This is a genomic window from Pseudomonas sp. GW821-FHT09C09 (assembly GCF_059418105.1).
In genome coordinates this window covers 74,729-90,979 of sequence record NZ_JBWKPF010000006.1, presented here as the reverse complement: position 1 = coordinate 90,979, position 16,251 = coordinate 74,729, and the positions used below count along the sequence as shown (strand labels likewise).

At 58.0% G+C, this 16,251-nt stretch carries 16 protein-coding genes; 6 read left to right on the top strand and 10 right to left on the bottom strand.

Annotated features, from left to right (window positions below):
* Positions 1 to 15: 15 nt before the first annotated feature.
* On the top strand, positions 16 to 1,299 hold the full coding sequence (locus AC07NR_RS20115; RefSeq protein ID WP_495079256.1) for an NAD(P)/FAD-dependent oxidoreductase: 1,284 nt from the start codon (positions 16 to 18) through the stop codon (positions 1,297 to 1,299).
* A 51-nt stretch (positions 1,300 to 1,350) separates the two neighbouring features.
* Here the strand turns inward: AC07NR_RS20115 and AC07NR_RS20110 are convergent, their stop codons facing one another.
* From AC07NR_RS20110 to AC07NR_RS20090, 5 genes are all read right to left on the bottom strand, one after another.
* Positions 1,351 to 2,136: a DeoR/GlpR family DNA-binding transcription regulator gene (locus AC07NR_RS20110; RefSeq protein ID WP_134827296.1), complete on the bottom strand. Its 786-nt coding sequence runs from the start codon at positions 2,134 to 2,136 to the stop codon at positions 1,351 to 1,353.
* 291 nt (positions 2,137 to 2,427) lie between these two features.
* Positions 2,428 to 3,447, bottom strand: a complete 1,020-nt coding sequence (locus tag AC07NR_RS20105) for an AbrB family transcriptional regulator (RefSeq protein WP_495079255.1) — start codon at positions 3,445 to 3,447, stop codon at positions 2,428 to 2,430.
* A 28-nt stretch (positions 3,448 to 3,475) separates the two neighbouring features.
* Entirely contained in the window at positions 3,476 to 3,898 is a 423-nt protein-coding gene (locus AC07NR_RS20100) for an HD domain-containing protein (protein WP_495079254.1), read from the bottom strand.
* Positions 3,899 to 3,913: 15 nt separating this feature from the next.
* Positions 3,914 to 4,303 carry a hypothetical protein gene (locus AC07NR_RS20095; protein WP_495079253.1) on the bottom strand — a complete coding sequence of 130 codons (390 nt, stop codon included), beginning with the start codon at positions 4,301 to 4,303 and terminating at the stop codon, positions 3,914 to 3,916.
* Between the two features lie 200 nt (positions 4,304 to 4,503).
* Positions 4,504 to 4,929 (bottom strand): hypothetical protein, encoded by a 426-nt coding sequence (locus AC07NR_RS20090; RefSeq protein ID WP_248738941.1) that lies wholly within the window; start codon positions 4,927 to 4,929, stop codon positions 4,504 to 4,506.
* Between the two features lie 590 nt (positions 4,930 to 5,519).
* Here AC07NR_RS20090 and AC07NR_RS20085 point away from each other — a divergent pair.
* The 3 genes from AC07NR_RS20085 to AC07NR_RS20075 all read left to right on the top strand — a co-directional run bounded on the left by AC07NR_RS20085 (position 5,520) and on the right by AC07NR_RS20075 (position 7,312).
* Entirely contained in the window at positions 5,520 to 5,801 is a 282-nt protein-coding gene (locus AC07NR_RS20085) for a fructose-bisphosphate aldolase (RefSeq protein ID WP_248738940.1), read from the top strand.
* A 258-nt stretch (positions 5,802 to 6,059) separates the two neighbouring features.
* Positions 6,060 to 6,422, top strand: coding sequence for a hypothetical protein (locus tag AC07NR_RS20080; RefSeq protein WP_248738939.1), 363 nt, complete (start codon positions 6,060 to 6,062; stop codon positions 6,420 to 6,422).
* 602 nt (positions 6,423 to 7,024) lie between these two features.
* Positions 7,025 to 7,312 carry a fructose-bisphosphate aldolase gene (locus AC07NR_RS20075; protein ID WP_495079252.1) on the top strand — a complete coding sequence of 96 codons (288 nt, stop codon included), beginning with the start codon at positions 7,025 to 7,027 and terminating at the stop codon, positions 7,310 to 7,312.
* Between the two features lie 89 nt (positions 7,313 to 7,401).
* Here the strand turns inward: AC07NR_RS20075 and AC07NR_RS20070 are convergent, their stop codons facing one another.
* The 5 genes from AC07NR_RS20070 to AC07NR_RS20050 all read right to left on the bottom strand — a co-directional run bounded on the left by AC07NR_RS20070 (position 7,402) and on the right by AC07NR_RS20050 (position 13,822).
* Positions 7,402 to 8,457 carry a PD-(D/E)XK nuclease domain-containing protein gene (locus AC07NR_RS20070; protein WP_495079251.1) on the bottom strand — a complete coding sequence of 352 codons (1,056 nt, stop codon included), beginning with the start codon at positions 8,455 to 8,457 and terminating at the stop codon, positions 7,402 to 7,404.
* A gap of 329 nt (positions 8,458 to 8,786) precedes the next feature.
* Positions 8,787 to 9,335, bottom strand: a complete 549-nt coding sequence (locus AC07NR_RS20065) for a cupin domain-containing protein (protein ID WP_011333561.1) — start codon at positions 9,333 to 9,335, stop codon at positions 8,787 to 8,789.
* A 205-nt stretch (positions 9,336 to 9,540) separates the two neighbouring features.
* Positions 9,541 to 10,824, bottom strand: a complete 1,284-nt coding sequence (locus tag AC07NR_RS20060; RefSeq protein WP_085686396.1) for an NAD(P)/FAD-dependent oxidoreductase — start codon at positions 10,822 to 10,824, stop codon at positions 9,541 to 9,543.
* Positions 10,825 to 10,876: 52 nt separating this feature from the next.
* Positions 10,877 to 12,367 carry an aldehyde dehydrogenase gene (locus AC07NR_RS20055; RefSeq protein ID WP_495079250.1) on the bottom strand — a complete coding sequence of 497 codons (1,491 nt, stop codon included), beginning with the start codon at positions 12,365 to 12,367 and terminating at the stop codon, positions 10,877 to 10,879.
* Positions 12,368 to 12,445: 78 nt separating this feature from the next.
* Complete coding sequence (locus tag AC07NR_RS20050; RefSeq protein WP_085708652.1) at positions 12,446 to 13,822, bottom strand: glutamine synthetase family protein; 1,377 nt, start codon at positions 13,820 to 13,822, stop codon at positions 12,446 to 12,448.
* 282 nt (positions 13,823 to 14,104) lie between these two features.
* Here AC07NR_RS20050 and AC07NR_RS20045 point away from each other — a divergent pair, with 282 nt between their 5' ends.
* Positions 14,105 to 14,866: a gamma-glutamyl-gamma-aminobutyrate hydrolase family protein gene (locus AC07NR_RS20045; protein WP_114882239.1), complete on the top strand. Its 762-nt coding sequence runs from the start codon at positions 14,105 to 14,107 to the stop codon at positions 14,864 to 14,866.
* Positions 14,867 to 15,086: 220 nt separating this feature from the next.
* Positions 15,087 to 16,229: a polyamine ABC transporter ATP-binding protein gene (gene potA / locus AC07NR_RS20040; RefSeq protein ID WP_007957110.1), complete on the top strand. Its 1,143-nt coding sequence runs from the start codon at positions 15,087 to 15,089 to the stop codon at positions 16,227 to 16,229.
* Positions 16,230 to 16,251: the final 22 nt, after the last annotated feature.

The following is a 16,251-nucleotide window of genomic DNA, read 5'->3' as shown; positions in this document are numbered from 1 at the left end:
GCCTTGGATACCGACATGACTGAACGCAGCAATTCCTACTACACCGCCACCTTCAACCGCGACACCGACTACCCGACCCTGCAAGGCCGGCACAAGGTCGATGTGGTGATCATCGGCGGCGGTTTCACCGGCGTCGCCACCGCTGTCGAACTGGCCGAAAAAGGCTTGAAAGTCGCCATCGTCGAAAGCCACAAGATCGGCTGGGGCGCTACCGGGCGCAATGGCGGTCAGGTCACCGGCAGCCTGTCCGGCGACGGCGCGATGCGCAAACAGATGCGCAACACCTTGGGCGATGAGGTCGACGACTTCATCTGGCACCTGCGCTGGCGCGGCCACGAAATCATCAAACAGCGGGTCGAGAAATACGGAATCGAGTGCGACCTCAAACACGGCCACCTGCACGCCGCCTACAAGCCGAGCCACATGGCCGGTTTGCGCAGCGATTACGACGAAGCCGTACGTCGCGGTATGGGCGATGAAGTCAGCCTGCTCGACCGCAGCCAGGTGCGCGATCTGCTGCAAAGCGACCTCTATCACGGCGCGATCAAGAACACCCGCAACATGCATTTGCACCCGCTCAACCTGTGCATCGGTGAAGCACGGGCGGCGGAAAGCCTTGGCGCGTTGATCTTCGAAAACAGCGAAGTGCTGGAGATCATTCACGGCGACAACCCCGGCGTACGCACGGCCCACGGCCAAATCGACGCCAATCAGGTGCTGCTGGCCGGCGATGTCTACCACAAGCTCGAGCCGGGCCAGCTCAAGGGCAAGATCTTCCCGGCCATGGGCGGCATCGTCACCACCGAGCCGCTGGGCGATCTGGCAAAGCAGATCAACCCCGAAGACCTTGCGGTGTACGACTGCCGTTTCGTCCTCGACTACTACCGTCTCACCGCCGACGGCCGCCTGCTGTTCGGCGGCGGCGCCAACTACAGCGGCAAGGACTCACGGGACATCGCCGGCGAACTGCGGCCGTGCATCGAGCAGACCTTCCCGGCGCTCAAAGGGGTGAAGATCGATTACCAGTGGAGCTGCGCGATGGGCATCGTCATCAACCGCATTCCGCAACTGGGCAAGCTTTCGGACAACGTCTGGTATTGCCAGGGCTACTCCGGCCACGGCATCGCCACGACCCACATCATGGGCGAAATCATGAGCCGGGCGATCACCGGGCAGATGCAGCAGTTCGACACGTTTGCCGCGTGTTCGCACATTCGCGTGCCTATGGGAGATCTGCTGGGGAATCCGATGCTGGCGGCGGGCATGTGGTACTACCAGATGCTGGAAAAACTGCGCTGATTGAACGGGCCCCATCGCTTGCGGTGGGGCCTTTTGATTCGCTCCAAAACGTCAGTCCTGCAACTGCTCCACTTCAATCCCCAACCGCCGATAATCCTCGGCACTCCCCGACGCCAGATGTCGCTCGGTAATCAACGTCTGCACCCGGCTGCACGGCGCCACCACAAACGGCTCCACCGCCCCAAGCTTGTCGGCGGTGGTCACGGCAATCACCTGCGCCGCACTGTCGAACAACGCCTGCTTCACCGGCACTTCATCGAAATACAGCGAACTCAACCCCACCTCCGGATGAATCGCGCAAACCCCGGTAAACAACAGGTCAGCCTTGATACTTTGCAGCAGTCGCACGGTCTCGTGGCCACTGACCGACATCGTCGCCAGATTCAGCTGGCCGCCCGCCAGAATCACTTTGATCCCCTTGTATTCAGCCAGGGTGATCGCCGTCATCGGTGACGTGGTCACGGCGGTGATCGAAATATCCGAGGGCAACGAACGGGCGATCTGCAAGGTGGTGGTGCCGGAATCGAACAGCACGATCTGACCGTCCTTCACCCTTCCCGCCGCCAACTGCGCAAGGCTGGTTTTCACCTCGTCGGTTTCACTGATCCGCGTGAAGTAATCCTTGCCGGTATCCTTCGGTCGCGGCAACGCCCCGCCGTGCACTCGCTGCACCAGCCCGGCATTGTCCAGCTCGGCCAGATCGCGGCGGATGGTGTCTTCGGACACCGCAAAATGCTGGCTCAACTCGGAGGCCATGACCTTGCCGTCACGTTCAAGGATCAGCAGGATTTTCTGCCGGCGCAGGGAGGGAAGCTCGGAAGCGGAGTGATCGTGCATGGTTTTGCCTGTTTGTGCTTGTAGTTGCAGGTTTACCGAGACTAACTAAAGCCTTGGGCAAACACAAACCGGCTGGTATCAATTGTTTCGATCATTGAAATCATGAAGCCGAATTTTTTCTTTGCTTTCAGCCTGTTCACAATGGCCCCACTTTAATAAGGCTCAGGATGAACAGCTCATGAATCTCAATTTTGCGTTTGCGTGCATGATCGTGGTGTCGTTTGCGATTGCCCTCGGACACGCGTGATTCAGTGGCACGCTCCCGCACAGCAGGTTCGGGAGCACAAACTATCAAACCTCTTCCCGTGCCCGACGCACCTGCACCAACAACGCCGGCGCAAAGTGCAGCAGCACCATCCGCACCAGATGGTGAGTCAGGATAAACACCACGTTCAACCCGCCACCAAACGCCACGATGGCAATGGTCTCGATTGCTCCCGGCATGTAGGCCAGCCACAGCGACAACGCATCACTGCCCAGCAACCGCGCCGCCACTTCGGCAAACCCCGCCGCGATCAGGATCATCAAACCCACCGACACCAGTGCCGTGCGGCCATGACGTCCCAGTTCCGCGAGTCCAAGGCCCTGGAAGCGTGAGCCGATCCGTACACCGAGAATCAACGCCGCCAGATTCAGGCTCCAGTCCGGCATGTGAAAACCGTGCAGCCATCCCGATTTCAGGAACACAGCGGTGAGGATGATTGCGGTCAACATGAACGGCGCCGGTACGCCAATCGCCAGCAGCAATCGCCCGACCACCACGCTCGAAATGATCAACGAGAACACGGTCAACGCCATGCCCGTGGACAGCGGATCGACCTCGGCCACCGCGACCGCTGCTTGTCCGGGAATCAGCAGACTCACCAGCACCGTGATCAGCAGCAAACGCATCAGGTGCACGATGATGACCTTGCTCGATGCCTGATGCGATTCCAGCAAATCAAACACCGCCGCCAGCGCCCCCGGATACACCGCCAGCAAGGCGTCGGTGCGATTCCACCCTGCCCCGCGCGCCAGCCACCAGGCGGACAGCGCCACTTGTACTGTCAGGCACAGCAGCAACAGGCCGAGGCTTGGCAACATCGTCGAGACGGTCGCACTGTCCCAGGCTTCGAACATCAAGCCTGTGGCGATACCGAGGGTGACCTGGATGTAACCCAAGCCATAAGGGGTCCTGGGCGCGAAGCCAAATTTGGTAGCGGCAAGAGCGGTGACAAGGATCGAGCCCAGCAGCAACCCGTGGGGCACGCCCTCGAACTGCAATAGCGCGCCGAATCCGGCAGCAATTAACAAACACAGAATGGATTTCATGGTCGCCTTCCTGGCTATTCAAATGACGTCAGGCGCGCAACCGTCCAATCGCCCGCCGATACTTTTCGATCCGCTCCAGATCCTCCCAGCTCGGCGAGGCAATCCGCGACAGGTCGCTGTTCTCCTCCAGATCCGCGAGTTTCACCACCCGCCCGATCGGGTTCTGCGCCGCACGCTCGACGAAGTCCTCGTAGGATTCGCCGGGCACTTTGGTGACCGATTCGATAGCCGACAAAACCTCTTCGCTGAAGCCTTCATTGCGCAAATCCTCCAGGCTGATGCCGCAGTCTTCGACCACATCGTGCAGCACCGCGACGATGCGTTCTTCCAGGCTGCTCATGCGCAGCATGACTTTCAGCGGATGCAAAATGTACGGTGCACCACCCTTGTCCACCTGCCCGGCGTGAGCCGTGGCGGCAATGGCGATGGCGCGTTCCAGAGTCTGAGTCATGGGCGTTTCCTCGGGTCAGACGCCGTACCGGCCGCCAATATAGAAATGACGCTTGAACCAGCGCCCGATCGCCTGCAAACGCCCGGTCGGCTGCGTCGGCTCGGCGTAGCGCTGGAGAATCAACGAGACCAGATCAGCCTGACTCTCCCCCGGATGCGCGTCCAGCAACTCGGCCACCCAGGCACAATTGGCCTTCTTCAGATGCTCGCGCCACTCCCCGGGCCAGCCATCCAGCTCATCCAGCGCCAGCCACCGCGCACCGCCCTGCTCCACATGCCCGCCGCCAATCGATTGCTCGAAACAGAACGGTGTCGCTGGTCGGGACAGGTCGATGCTGAAGATGTAGATATCCTGGGTCTTGTGCTGCGGCGTGGGGGCGTTGTTGCGATGGCCGATCTGAATCATGCGCGGTTCCGTCCGTGGGAGAGGCGTTACAACTTGTTTCGCAGTCTACGACGTGGTGCGGATGGGGGAAACCTTTGGCGATGAGCCGGGTTGTGGCAAGTGAAAAGTTTGACTGGGTGGTCCGGGGATTCCGTTTCAGTCGCACACAAAAAAGGGACACCGTTGGGTGTCCCTTTTTGCACTTGGCGTTGGCCGATGGATCAGCGTTTCATCGCCTCACACCGCGCGCGCAAATCATGGTTGTCGATATTCCCGCAACTACTGCCGCCCGTGGTGGCATTGCAGTAGGCACGCTGGTCGTGGTCATCAATATTGCCGCAGGAACTGCCACCCTGCTCTGCGTTGCACCGTGCACGCAGGTCATGATCATCGATGTTGCCGCAACTGCTGCCGCTCTTTTTGGCGTTGCAGTAGGCGCGCTGGTCATGGTCGTCAATGTTGCCGCAGGAACTGCCGCCCATCTCCGCATTACACGCCGCCCGCAGATCGTGATTATCGATGTTGCCGCAACTGCTGCCGCTCTCCCTTGCATTGCAATAGGCACGCTGATCGTGGTCATCAATGTTGCCGCAACTGGCAAAGCTATAGCCGCTCAACATCAACAACATTGCGAGTAATAGTCTCATCACACACTTCCATGGTTGACCAGGAACCAGCCTGGCACTGCTTGAGCCGATGAATGAGCGTCGCGACACGCCATCAAATTGACATCGGTTTTGGGGAAAGTTCCAAGACGAAAAAGAACGCTTGAAAATCGAAATCTGAAAACCCCGTAGGAAATCACCACCCGTGGCGAGGGAGCTTGCTCCCGCTGGGCGGCGAAGCAGGCCTAAACCCGGAAAGTCATTTTCCTCTGACACTCTGTAGCCCTTGATTTACGCCTGCTGAGCAGCCGAACTAGAGCAAAATCGCTGGCCAGTCGTGGCTATTTCGCGTCCTACAGGCTGATTGCGACGGTGGGGAGCGGTGCCTAGAGTGGGTCTGTCGCTGAACGAATTTGGCGATAGGGTTTCGCAGCCCTTAAGATTGACACCCTGTTCCGTCTGGCACGGCCGACTCCCGGCTGCGCAAATTTTATGGCGGTTGTGCGTGGGAGACCTTCGGGTCTGCCGGGTCTTGGTGTTAATCCTCCGGTCTGCGAACCCGCGCATAGCTGCCACCCATTTTGTTTCGCAGCAGGACGGTGGCAATTCTTCTCATTAAAAGGATTAGCACCATGACGAACAAAAAATCGCTCTACCACTGCGTTGACATGTCCTATCCGGCTTCGGATCACCCTGTCCTGCTGATTAATGCCGAAGCCCCCTTGAGTGACCTACATGCCTGCGCATCCGAACGCCTCGAGGCAGTCCTCAAGTATTTAGATCTCATGGCGTGCACCAGCCTCCCCGACCATTCCGAACACGACATCAGCACCATCACCACGATCGCAAGAATCCTGGTGCAGGACGTGAGGGACGTATTTCGAGTAATTGGGCAACGAGCAATTGAATCCTGATCCAGGCGTTCTACCCCCCCCTTTGAAGCCATAAAAAACCGCGATATCGCGGTTTTTTAGTCCTTTGGATGGGTCGGAGTAGAAAACTCAGTCGCAAAATCGGCTGAGGCTCCGCCGGCTAGCGACTTTGGTCTCAACGTCTTCCACTGACAAAAACTTAGTGGCACTCTGACATCCGGCAATTGATCGGTGTACTGAGGATCTTCGATCCTGATCAGCGACAATCACGGCAACAGTAGACGAGGAAAGGATATCTCCATGAAAAAATTGCTCTTCATTCTCACACTCTTCAGCTCATTTTCTTGCACCGCCGCGACAATTCTCAATCCGATGGATTTCGACGGTTCAGAAGCACAGAAACAACAGGTCGTTGATTCCATCACCGCAACGGTGAGGAAGGACTACTGCGAAAAAATCGACATGTGTCAGGAAAGCACTCTTCGCATGATGGAAAAGAAGAACCTTGACTCCTTCAAAGAAGCGACTAAAGCCACTGATCGAAAAATAATGAACGCAGTAATTCATGACTACTGCGAGAAAATTGACATGTGTAATTACAGCACTATATGGATGATGTATAAGAAAAATTTTGAAGCCAAGAACAAAAGCCTTACATGGTAGTTAAAGTACGAAACTTAAAGGTGACAGATCTACAAAACACCATACAAATAAATCTGTCACCTTTTCTTCTTAATAAATCTGTCACCTTTTCTTTCAGGAAAGTTCCGGGGCGGGGATGAGGACTGGATTTTTGGATCTGAAAACTTTGTAGGAAATGACCGCGCGTGGTGAGCGAGCTTGCTCTCTATGGGATACGAAGCAGGCCGAAATTCGTCGAGTCATTTTTCCTGGCACTCCGTAGCCCTTGATTTACGTCGGTTGTGCCGCCGAACGGGGGTGAACTCTCTGGCCAGACGTGGTGATTTTGTGTCCTACGGCCTGATTGTCACGGTGGAGGTCGATGCCTAGAGTGGGTCTGTCGCTGAACGAATTTGGCGACAGGGTTTCGCAGCCCTGACGATACGTGTAGTAACCTGACGCCCCCAAAAACGGTGGCGGTCGCAATCGCGTCCGACAACCGCGCAATGGTGGCTGTGTGTGGGAGATCTTCGGGTCTGCCGGGTTCCTCGTATCCTCGGTCTGCGAACCCGCACATGGCTACCACCCTTCGACTCGCAGCGAACGGCTGTAGCTCTTCTCACGGATACGAGGAAGCTTTACTTATGCCGATGGATAAATCGCTCCGCAAATACGCGAACATGTCCCACCCCGCCACTGACCTGCCCGTCCTGTTCATTGATGCCGATGCACCATTGCGCGATCTGCACGCATGTGCAAGTGAGCGCCTCAACGCAGTTCTCAAATATCTGGATCTGATGACCTGCATTCACTTACCTGACCACGCCGAACACGACATCAACACCGTCACAACCATCGCCAGACTCATGGTGCAAGACGTAAGTGATGTGTTCCGAGTCATAGAGCAACGAGGGTTTGATGTTCCTGGGTAGAACATTTGAAGGTGACAGATTCACATAAATAAATCTGTCACCTTTTCAGTCCCTTTTCACTTCGTCACCTTTTCTCTTGCAAAGCAGACTTAGTAATCGGGAGCAAACACCACAATGACTTTCAACTTATCCGAAGCCGCGCAAAACTCCTTTTTCAAGGCAGCCGGATTTCTTATATGGCCGTCCGGGTCATACACAAAAAATATAATTGTCTTGCACGCCGTGTGCGACTGATACCTGGCGATATCAAGAATCAACTCATCACCAAGAGAGCGATCAGTCATACTCGCCCGTGCCATTTTGACTTCCACCACCAGTTCCTCATCGGGAATCGAGAAGTCTACCCTTGACCCTCCACCCAGGACGTTTGGCGCGATGTCCTCTGATTTGACATTTGAAAAATACATTCTCAACAATGCGAAAACCAGATACTGAACATCGTACTCATCCTCCACCAGAAGTGCCGGACGATTACGCTTGCGTACACTCAAGTCTTTCGCGAAACGATGAAATCTCCGAAGAAGCAACTCTATACGTTCTTCAACACTCAAGTTGCCGGAGGCGTTTTCATCTGTTTCAAAAGCAAAAAAGTTCCTTAACACATCTTCTTCAAACTCAATCTGCGCCGCAGGCGGCTTCCAGAGAAGAAAGTACCAGCCAAACAACAAAATACAGGCTTCAATGATCAAAAACACAACCAGGTGAACAAAATTCAAACTCAACCTGTAAGCACTCTCATACTTGTATTTATGCCCTCCTCCAGACCTTTCTCCCGACACAGGAACAAGATTAAGGTCAAACTTTACAACTACACCTTTAAAACCCTGAACCCCATGAAGGTCATACCTTACAAAATCATTTTCACTTAAAGACCCTTCATTATAAGAAGCGAGCTTTTCAAACTGCCCATTCGTGATCGATTGATACTCCTTCGAAGTCACAACACCCACCACTGCCGAGTTTGTGATATCGACCTCTTCAAATACTGGATAAATCCAGAGTGAATAGGCCATCAACGTCAGAAAAAAAGAAAAACACAACAAACCTTTCGAGAAACGATTGAGTCGCCTTGTATTAAGTATGACAGCTGGAGTTGATCTGTCTTTACTCACGATCCCTAACAAACCAGCAATTTTCCCAAGCAAGACTCACCCCAATTACAAATTCAATCAAAACCCACTGACTCAACAATCCGAAAACCCGTGAAGAAGCTTTTCGTCGCTTTCATTTCAATCAATCGCCACGTCCACTTTCTCAAGACCTTACACGTGGAAGCCGCAGCAACGAGGGCAATAAATCACGCGCCTCTATCGCGAGCCTTAGGGATTATCTTCACTCTCGCCCTAAATGATGGCATATAGACATCGCCAAATTTATCACATGAACCGAAACGGGGTACTGAAAATCAGGCACAAAAAAACCGCACTTCTGCGGTTTTTTATAGATCACTCGAAAGCGCTACGAAAAATCAGACTCAGAAATTCGCCGGCGTATTCGCACTGATAATCTCCGCCTCATCCGCCCCGATATTCCGGAACTTGTGCGGCAGCGTCGTCGGGAAGTAATACCCATCCCCCGCACTCAACACGCTCACCTGCCCGTCCACCGTTAATTCCACGGTGCCGCGCGTCACCAACCCGCACTCCTCGCCTTCTGCGTGAACGATCGGCTCTTCCCCGGAGCTCGCGCCCGGTGCGTATTGCTCGCGCAGCAGGCGCATCTGGCGGCTTGGGACCGAGGCGCCGATCAGGAGCAGGCGCAGGCCGTGGCGGCCGAGGTCGGGTTGTTCGTTGGCGCGGAAGACGTATTGGTGTTCGCGGGGCGGCTGGTCGAAGGTGAAGAAGTCGGCCAGGGACATCGGGATGCCTTCGAGCAGCTTTTTCAGTGAGCTGACGGAAGGACTGACACGATTCTGTTCGATCAGGGAGATGGTGGCATTGGTCACGCCGCTACGCCGGGCCAGCTCGCGCTGGGAGAGTTTGTAGCTTTCGCGTACTAGTTTGAGTCGAGAACCCGTATCCATGACAGCCTTATGTGAGAACGACTTAAGGGTAATGGGGGTGGGTGGCGGGTGCCGCGCAAGGCGCGCGGATCACGTTGCTCCCGTGTCCCGGAACCGTGAAAGGCGGCTATTAAATCACGTTTGTCGGTGTTGCTCAGCAGGTTCGATGGACGGCACATGAAAAAGCCGGCAGCGCCCTTTTCGGGGGCGCCGCCGGCGAGGTAAATCAGATGCCGAAACGGTCGCGCAGCGAGTAATACACCGCGCCGAGGGCGGTCAGCGGGGCCGAGAAGGTGCGGCCGCCGATCATCGGCATGTGTGGCAGCGAGGCGAAGGCGTCGAAGCGTTCGGCGTCGCCACGGATCATTTCCGAGATCAGTTTGCCGGCCAGGTGCGAGCAAGTGACGCCATGGCCGCTGTAGCCCTGCATGTAGTAGGCGTTTTTCTCGATGCGGCCGAATTGCGGCATGCGCGACATGGTCAGCAGGAAGTTGCCGGTCCAGCGATAGTCGATTTTAACGTCCTTGAGCTGCGGGAAGGTCTTGAGGATCTTCGGGCGGATCAGGGTTTCGATGTCGTCCGGTTCACGGGCGCCGTAGACCACGCCGCCGCCGTAGAGCAGACGGTTGTCGGCGGTGAGGCGGTAGTAGTCGAGCAGGTAGTTGCAGTCTTCGACGCAGTAGTTGTTGGTGATCAGGCTGCGGGCCTGTTTCTCGGTCAACGGTTCGGTGACGCAGATCTGCGAGCCGCACGGCATGCTCTTGGCCGTCACGCGGTTGTCGAGACCTTGCGGCAGGTAGGCGTTGCCGGCGATCAACAGGTACTTGGCGCGGACCTGGCCTTTGGCGGTGCGCACGACGTTGGGCTCGCCGTACTTGATTTCCACCGCAGCGGACTGCTCGTAGATCTTGCCGCCCAGACGCACGATGGCCGCAGCTTCACCGAGGGCCAGGTTCAGCGGATGGATGTGGCCGCCCTGCATGTCCAGCAGGCCGCCGACGTAGGCGTCGGAGCCGACTTCGCGGCGGATGTCCGCAGCGTCGAGCATCTTCAGATTTTTATTGCCGTAACGTTCCCAGCTGCGCTTTTGCTCGGCGAGGCCCTTGAGCTGCTTGTTGTTCATCGCCGCGAAAATGCCGCCCGGGCGGTAGTCGCATTTGATGTCGTATTCCTTGATGCGCGAACGGATGATGTCGGCGCCTTCGAAGATCATGCTGCCGAGAATTTCGGCGGTCTTGTCGCCGTAGCGCTCTTCGATCACGTCGACGTCGCGGCTGTAGGAGTTGACCAGTTGACCGCCGTTGCGACCGCTGGCGCCGTAGCCGACTTTCGCCGCTTCCAGCACCGTCACCTTGTAGCCGGCTTCGCTCAGGAACAGTGCCGAGGACAGGCCGGTGTAGCCGGCGCCGATGATGCAGACATCGCACTCCACCGACTCTTCGAGGACCGGAAAATCGATCACTTCGTTGCGGGTGGCGGCGTAGTAGCTGTTCACGTGTTGTTGTTTCATTTTTTTATTCTCCGAGGGTCGCCGGTTGCAGGCGACCACCGCTGTAAAAGAGTCAGAGCTTGATCCAGGTCGCTTTCAGCTCGGTGTACTTGTCGAACGCGTGCAGCGATTTGTCGCGACCGTTGCCCGACTGTTTGAAGCCACCGAACGGCGCGGTCATGTCGCCGCCGTCGTACTGGTTGACCCACACGCTGCCGGCGCGCAGGCCACGGGCGAAGGTGTGGGCCTTGCTCAGGTTGCTGGTCCAGACCCCGGCGGCGAGGCCGAAGATGCTGTCGTTGGCGATCTGCAACGCTTCCTCGACGGTGTCGAAGGTGATCAGCGACAGCACCGGGCCGAAGATTTCTTCCTTGGCGATCGTCATGGCGTTGGTCACGCCGTCGAAAATCGTCGGCTCGATGTAGGTGCCGCCGGTTTCTTCGAGGGTGCGGCGGCCGCCGGCGATCAGCTCGGCGCCCTGCTCCCGGCCGATGCTGATGTAGCGCAGCACGTTGTCCAGTTGACGCTGATCGACCACGGCTCCGACGGTGGTGGCCGGATCCAGGGCGTGCCCCGGTTTCCACGCTTGCAGCGCTTCCACCAGCAGCGGGATGAATTGCTCGCGGATCGAGCGCTCCACCAGCAGGCGCGAGCCCGCGGTGCAGACCTCGCCCTGGTTGAACGCAATGGCGCCGACCGCCGCTTGTGCTGCCGCGCGCAAGTCCGGTGCGTCGGCAAACACCACGTTCGGGCTCTTGCCCCCTGCTTCGAGCCAGACGCGTTTCATGTTGCTTTGGCCGGCATAAATCATCAGTTGCTTGGCAATCGCCGTGGAGCCGGTGAAGGCCAGCACGTCGACGTCCATGTGCAACGCCAGCGCCTTGCCAACGGTGTGGCCGAAGCCTGGCAGGACGTTGAACACGCCTTTCGGAATACCGGCATCCAGTGCGAGCTGCGCAATGCGGATCGCGGTCAGCGGGGATTTTTCCGAAGGCTTGAGGATGAACGAGTTACCTGCCGCCAGCGCCGGGGCGAATTTCCAGCTGGCCATGATCAGCGGGAAGTTCCACGGCACGATGGCCGCGACTACGCCCGCTGGTTCGCGAGTCACCAGGCCGAGTTGATCGTGCGGGGTGGCGGCGACTTCGTCGTAGATCTTGTCGATGGCCTCGGCGCTCCAGCGGATCGCGTTGGCGGTCGCCGGGATGTCGATGCTCATCGAGTCGCTGATCGGTTTACCCATGTCGAGGGTTTCGAGCAGCGCCAGTTCTTCCTGGTGTTGCAGGATCAGGTCGGCGAAGCGGATCAGGATGCGCTTGCGCTCGGCCGGGGCCTTGTTCGCCCACACGCCGGAATTGAAGGACTGGCGCGCGACTTCGACGGCGAGGTTGGCGTCGGCTTCATCGGTGCTGGCGACGGAGGCCAGGAAACGGCCGTCGACGGGGCTCAGGCATTCGAAGGTGTCGCCGCTGATGGCCGGGCGGTATTCGCCGTTGATGAAGGCACGGGATTCGATGGTCAGGGACTGGAAGCGTTGTTCCCAGTCGTTGCGGGTCATGGTCATGGGGGTGACTCACACAGAGAAAGAGGTGACCGCCGCTCACATGGGAGCGGCGGTGCTTGCGAGGTAGACGCTTGAGCGTCAGACGGTATGCAGATACCAGTTGTACTCAAGGTCAGAGATCGAGTTTTCGAACTCGGCCAGCTCGCTTTCCTTGCACGCGACGAACACGTCGATGTACATCGGGTCGATGTAGCGGGCCATGACTTCGCTGTCGTCCAGCTCACGCAGGGCGTCGCGCAGGTTGTTCGGCAGGCTCTGTTCGTTCTGCTCGTAGCTGTTGCCTTCGACCGGGGCGCCCGGCTCGATCTGGTTGGTCAGGCCGTGGTGAATACCGGCCAGAACGGAAGCCATCAGCAGGTACGGGTTGGCGTCGGCACCGGCGACCCGGTGCTCGATGCGCACGGCGTCGGCCGAACCGGTCGGCACGCGGACGGCCACGGTGCGGTTGTCGATGCCCCAGCTCGGCGAGTTCGGTACGTAGAACTGCGCGCCGAAGCGGCGGTACGAGTTGACGTTCGGGCACAGGAAGGCCATTTGCGCAGGCAGGGTCTCCAGCACACCGCCGATCGCGTGGCGCAGCGCGGCGTTCTGCTCGGGATCCTCGCTGGCGAAGATGTTGTTGCCTTCCTTGTCCAGAATCGAAATGTGTACGTGCAGACCGTTGCCCGCCTGGCCCGGATACGGCTTGGCCATGAAGGTGGTGTCCATCTCGTGGTCGTAGGCGATGTTCTTCACCAGACGCTTGAGCAGGACGGCGTAGTCGCACGCTTTAACAGGATCGGAAACATGGTGCAGGTTGACTTCGAACTGCGCCGGGGCGCTTTCCTTGACGATGGCGTCAGCAGGAATGCCCTGCTCTTTCGCGCCTTCGAGGATGTCTTGCAGGCAGTCGACGTATTCGTCGAGATCGTCGATCAGATAAACCTGAGTCGATACCGGACGCTTGCCCGAAACCGGCGAACGTGGCGATTGCGGACGGCCGTTCACGTTGTCCTGGTCGATCAGGTAGAACTCGAGTTCGAACGCGGCGCAGATGGTCAGGCCCAGTTCGTCGAATTTGCGCACCACGTTGGCCAGCACTTCACGCGGGTCGGCGAAGAACGGCTCGCCTTCCAGCTCGTGCATGGTCATCAGCAGTTGGGCGGTCGGACGCTTCTGCCAAGGCTCGATGCTCAGGGTGCCCGGGATCGGGTAGCAGATACGGTCGGCGTCGCCGATGTCCAGGCCCAGACCGGTGCTTTCCACCGTGGAGCCATTGATGTCGAGGGCGAAAAGCGAGGCCGGCAAGTTGATGCCTTTCTCGTAAACCTTATGAAGACTGGTGCGCTCGATGCGCTTGCCGCGCACCACACCGTTCATGTCTGCAATCAGAAGGTCGACGTACAAAACCTCAGGATGTTTCTTAAGGAATGCGTTTGCTTCGTTGAGTTGAACGGCACGCAGAGGGACCGACATGATGCACCTATTTAGCTGTTAATTATTATGTTCACTGCTGTTTCGCGGAGCCAGTCAACCCGAACGGCAAAGTGAAGTCAATAGCGAACACATGGCCGTTCAGCGTTTATTTTTCGGGCTTTTTTTAACACTCTCGTGCCAACGCAGGCGCCAGAGCCCCGGTCTTGGTGACGATTTGATGAACGGCGTTTAGAATTTTTTACATGGGAGTTGTTAATTAAAATCAACGAGGCTAAGCTCCGGAAAAGCTCGTTCAAGTGTCAAACTTCGAGGTGAATAAAAATGGCATTCAAGCCATTGATCGGCGTTACTGCGTGCGTCAAACAGATTGGCCTGCACCCCTACCACATCAGCGGCGACAAGTACGTTCGCGCTGTCAGCGTTGCGGCGCTGGGGTTGCCCGTCGTCATTCCTTCCCTTGGCAAACTGACTGAAATCGAAGACCTGCTGGGTCAGCTCGACGGTCTGTTGCTGACCGGCTCGCCGTCCAATGTGGAACCCTTCCACTATCAGGGCCCGGCCAGCGCTCCCGGCACGGATCACGATCCGGCACGGGATGCCACTACCCTTCCTCTATTGCGTGCAGCCATCGCGGCGGGCGTTCCGGTACTCGGCATCTGCCGGGGTTTCCAGGAAATGAACGTGGCGTTTGGCGGCAGCCTGCACCAGAAGGTGCATGAGCTGCCGGGCATGCTCGATCACCGCGAAGCCGACAGCCCGGATGTCGCCGTGCAATACGCCCCGGCTCATGCCGTGTCGGTACTGCCCGGCGGCGTGTTCGAAGCGCTGGAGCTGCCGGGTGAATTCCAGGTCAACTCGATTCACAGTCAGGGCATCGACCGCCTCGCTCCCGGCCTGCGCGCCGAAGCCGTGGCGCCGGACGGCCTGATCGAGGCGGTCTCGGTGGAGCACAGCCCGACCTTTGCCCTCGGCGTGCAATGGCACCCGGAATGGCAGGTGCTGGACAACCCGAACTACCTGCGGATTTTCCAGGCATTCGGCGAGGCTTGCCGCCAGCGTGCGGCGCGACGCAACCAGCGCTGACGCCACCCAACGATTGCAAAACCATTTACTGCCCCCCGCGGGGTCGGCGGCTGCGCGCTTGCGCATCCGTCATCCGCGATCAGCAACACACCGCGAAAACAAAAAGCACCACCCGGCAGCCAGGACGGCGGCGCCGAACAACCCGCACGGTGCGGGTCTGCAATCCACTCTTAAGCCAGGCCGCGTTGGCCCGGCGACTGAAACCTGTTGGGAGTTTCACATGGCAAACGCCTCCAGCACTTACAGGAAGGCTCTTGAAGGTCATCAGCAACCGAAAAAGGTTCTGGTGAAAGTCGATCGAGTCACCAAAAAGTTCGACGAAACCACCGCTGTGGACGACGTGTCCCTGGAGATCCATCAGGGCGAAATCTTCGCCCTGCTCGGCGGCTCCGGCTCGGGCAAATCGACCCTGCTGCGCATGCTCGCCGGTTTCGAGCGGCCGACTGAAGGACGCATTCTGCTCGACGGTGTCGACATCACCGACATGCCGCCGTACGAGCGGCCGATCAACATGATGTTCCAGTCCTACGCTCTGTTCCCGCACATGACCGTGGCGCAGAACATCGCCTTCGGCCTCAAGCAGGACCGTTTGCCGGCCAGCGAAATCGACGCCCGCGTCGAAGAGATGCTGCGCCTCGTCCACATGACCCAATACGCCAAGCGCCGCCCGCATCAACTGTCCGGCGGTCAGCGTCAGCGCGTGGCCCTCGCCCGCTCCCTGGCCAAGCGTCCGAAGCTGTTGCTGCTCGACGAACCGATGGGCGCGCTGGATAAAAAGCTGCGCTCGCAAATGCAGCTGGAACTGGTGGAAATCATCGAACGCGTCGGCGTGACCTGCGTGATGGTGACCCACGACCAGGAAGAGGCCATGACCATGGCCGAGCGCATCGCGATCATGCACCTGGGCTGGATCGCCCAGATCGGCAGCCCGGTCGACATCTATGAAGCACCGGTCAGCCGCATGGTCTGCGAATTCATCGGCAACGTGAACGCCTTCGACGGCACGGTGGTCGAGGACCTTGAAGGTCACGCGATCATTCACAGCCCGGACTTGCAGCAAAAGATCTACGTCGGTCATGGCGTCAGCACCTCGGTGCAGGACAAGTCGATCACCTACGCGATCCGCCCGGAAAAAATGCTCGTCAGCACGATCAAGCCGGAGACCCGCTACAACTGGTCCGAAGGCAAGGTACATGACATCGCCTACCTCGGCGGCCACTCGGTGTTCTACGTCGAATTGCCGAGCGGCAAGATCGTCCAGTCGTTCATGGCCAACGCCGAACGCCGTGGCGCGCGTCCGACCTGGGACGACAAGGTCTACGTCTGGTGGGAAGACGACAGCGGCGTGGTACTGCGCTCATGAGAACCTTCAATCAGCAATTCCT

Bases quoted from the DNA above. Each gene is read 5' to 3' on its own strand.
- AC07NR_RS20100 (WP_495079254.1), bottom strand. From the start codon at position 3,898: ATGACTCAGACTCTGGAACGCGCCATCGCCATTGCCGCCACGGCTCAC.
- AC07NR_RS20055 (WP_495079250.1), bottom strand. From the start codon at position 12,367: ATGACCATGACCCGCAACGACTGGGAACAACGCTTCCAGTCCCTGACC.
- AC07NR_RS20045 (WP_114882239.1), top strand. From the start codon at position 14,105: ATGGCATTCAAGCCATTGATCGGCGTTACTGCGTGCGTCAAACAGATT.
- AC07NR_RS20050 (WP_085708652.1), bottom strand. From the start codon at position 13,822: ATGTCGGTCCCTCTGCGTGCCGTTCAACTCAACGAAGCAAACGCATTC.
- AC07NR_RS20115 (WP_495079256.1), top strand. From the start codon at position 16: ATGACTGAACGCAGCAATTCCTACTACACCGCCACCTTCAACCGCGAC.
- AC07NR_RS20085 (WP_248738940.1), top strand. From the start codon at position 5,520: ATGACGAACAAAAAATCGCTCTACCACTGCGTTGACATGTCCTATCCG.
- AC07NR_RS20105 (WP_495079255.1), bottom strand. From the start codon at position 3,447: ATGAAATCCATTCTGTGTTTGTTAATTGCTGCCGGATTCGGCGCGCTA.
- AC07NR_RS20065 (WP_011333561.1), bottom strand. From the start codon at position 9,335: ATGGATACGGGTTCTCGACTCAAACTAGTACGCGAAAGCTACAAACTC.
- AC07NR_RS20060 (WP_085686396.1), bottom strand. From the start codon at position 10,824: ATGAAACAACAACACGTGAACAGCTACTACGCCGCCACCCGCAACGAA.
- AC07NR_RS20075 (WP_495079252.1), top strand. From the start codon at position 7,025: ATGCCGATGGATAAATCGCTCCGCAAATACGCGAACATGTCCCACCCC.
- AC07NR_RS20080 (WP_248738939.1), top strand. From the start codon at position 6,060: ATGAAAAAATTGCTCTTCATTCTCACACTCTTCAGCTCATTTTCTTGC.
- potA (WP_007957110.1), top strand. From the start codon at position 15,087: ATGGCAAACGCCTCCAGCACTTACAGGAAGGCTCTTGAAGGTCATCAG.
- AC07NR_RS20090 (WP_248738941.1), bottom strand. From the start codon at position 4,929: ATGAGACTATTACTCGCAATGTTGTTGATGTTGAGCGGCTATAGCTTT.
- AC07NR_RS20110 (WP_134827296.1), bottom strand. From the start codon at position 2,136: ATGCACGATCACTCCGCTTCCGAGCTTCCCTCCCTGCGCCGGCAGAAA.
- AC07NR_RS20095 (WP_495079253.1), bottom strand. From the start codon at position 4,303: ATGATTCAGATCGGCCATCGCAACAACGCCCCCACGCCGCAGCACAAG.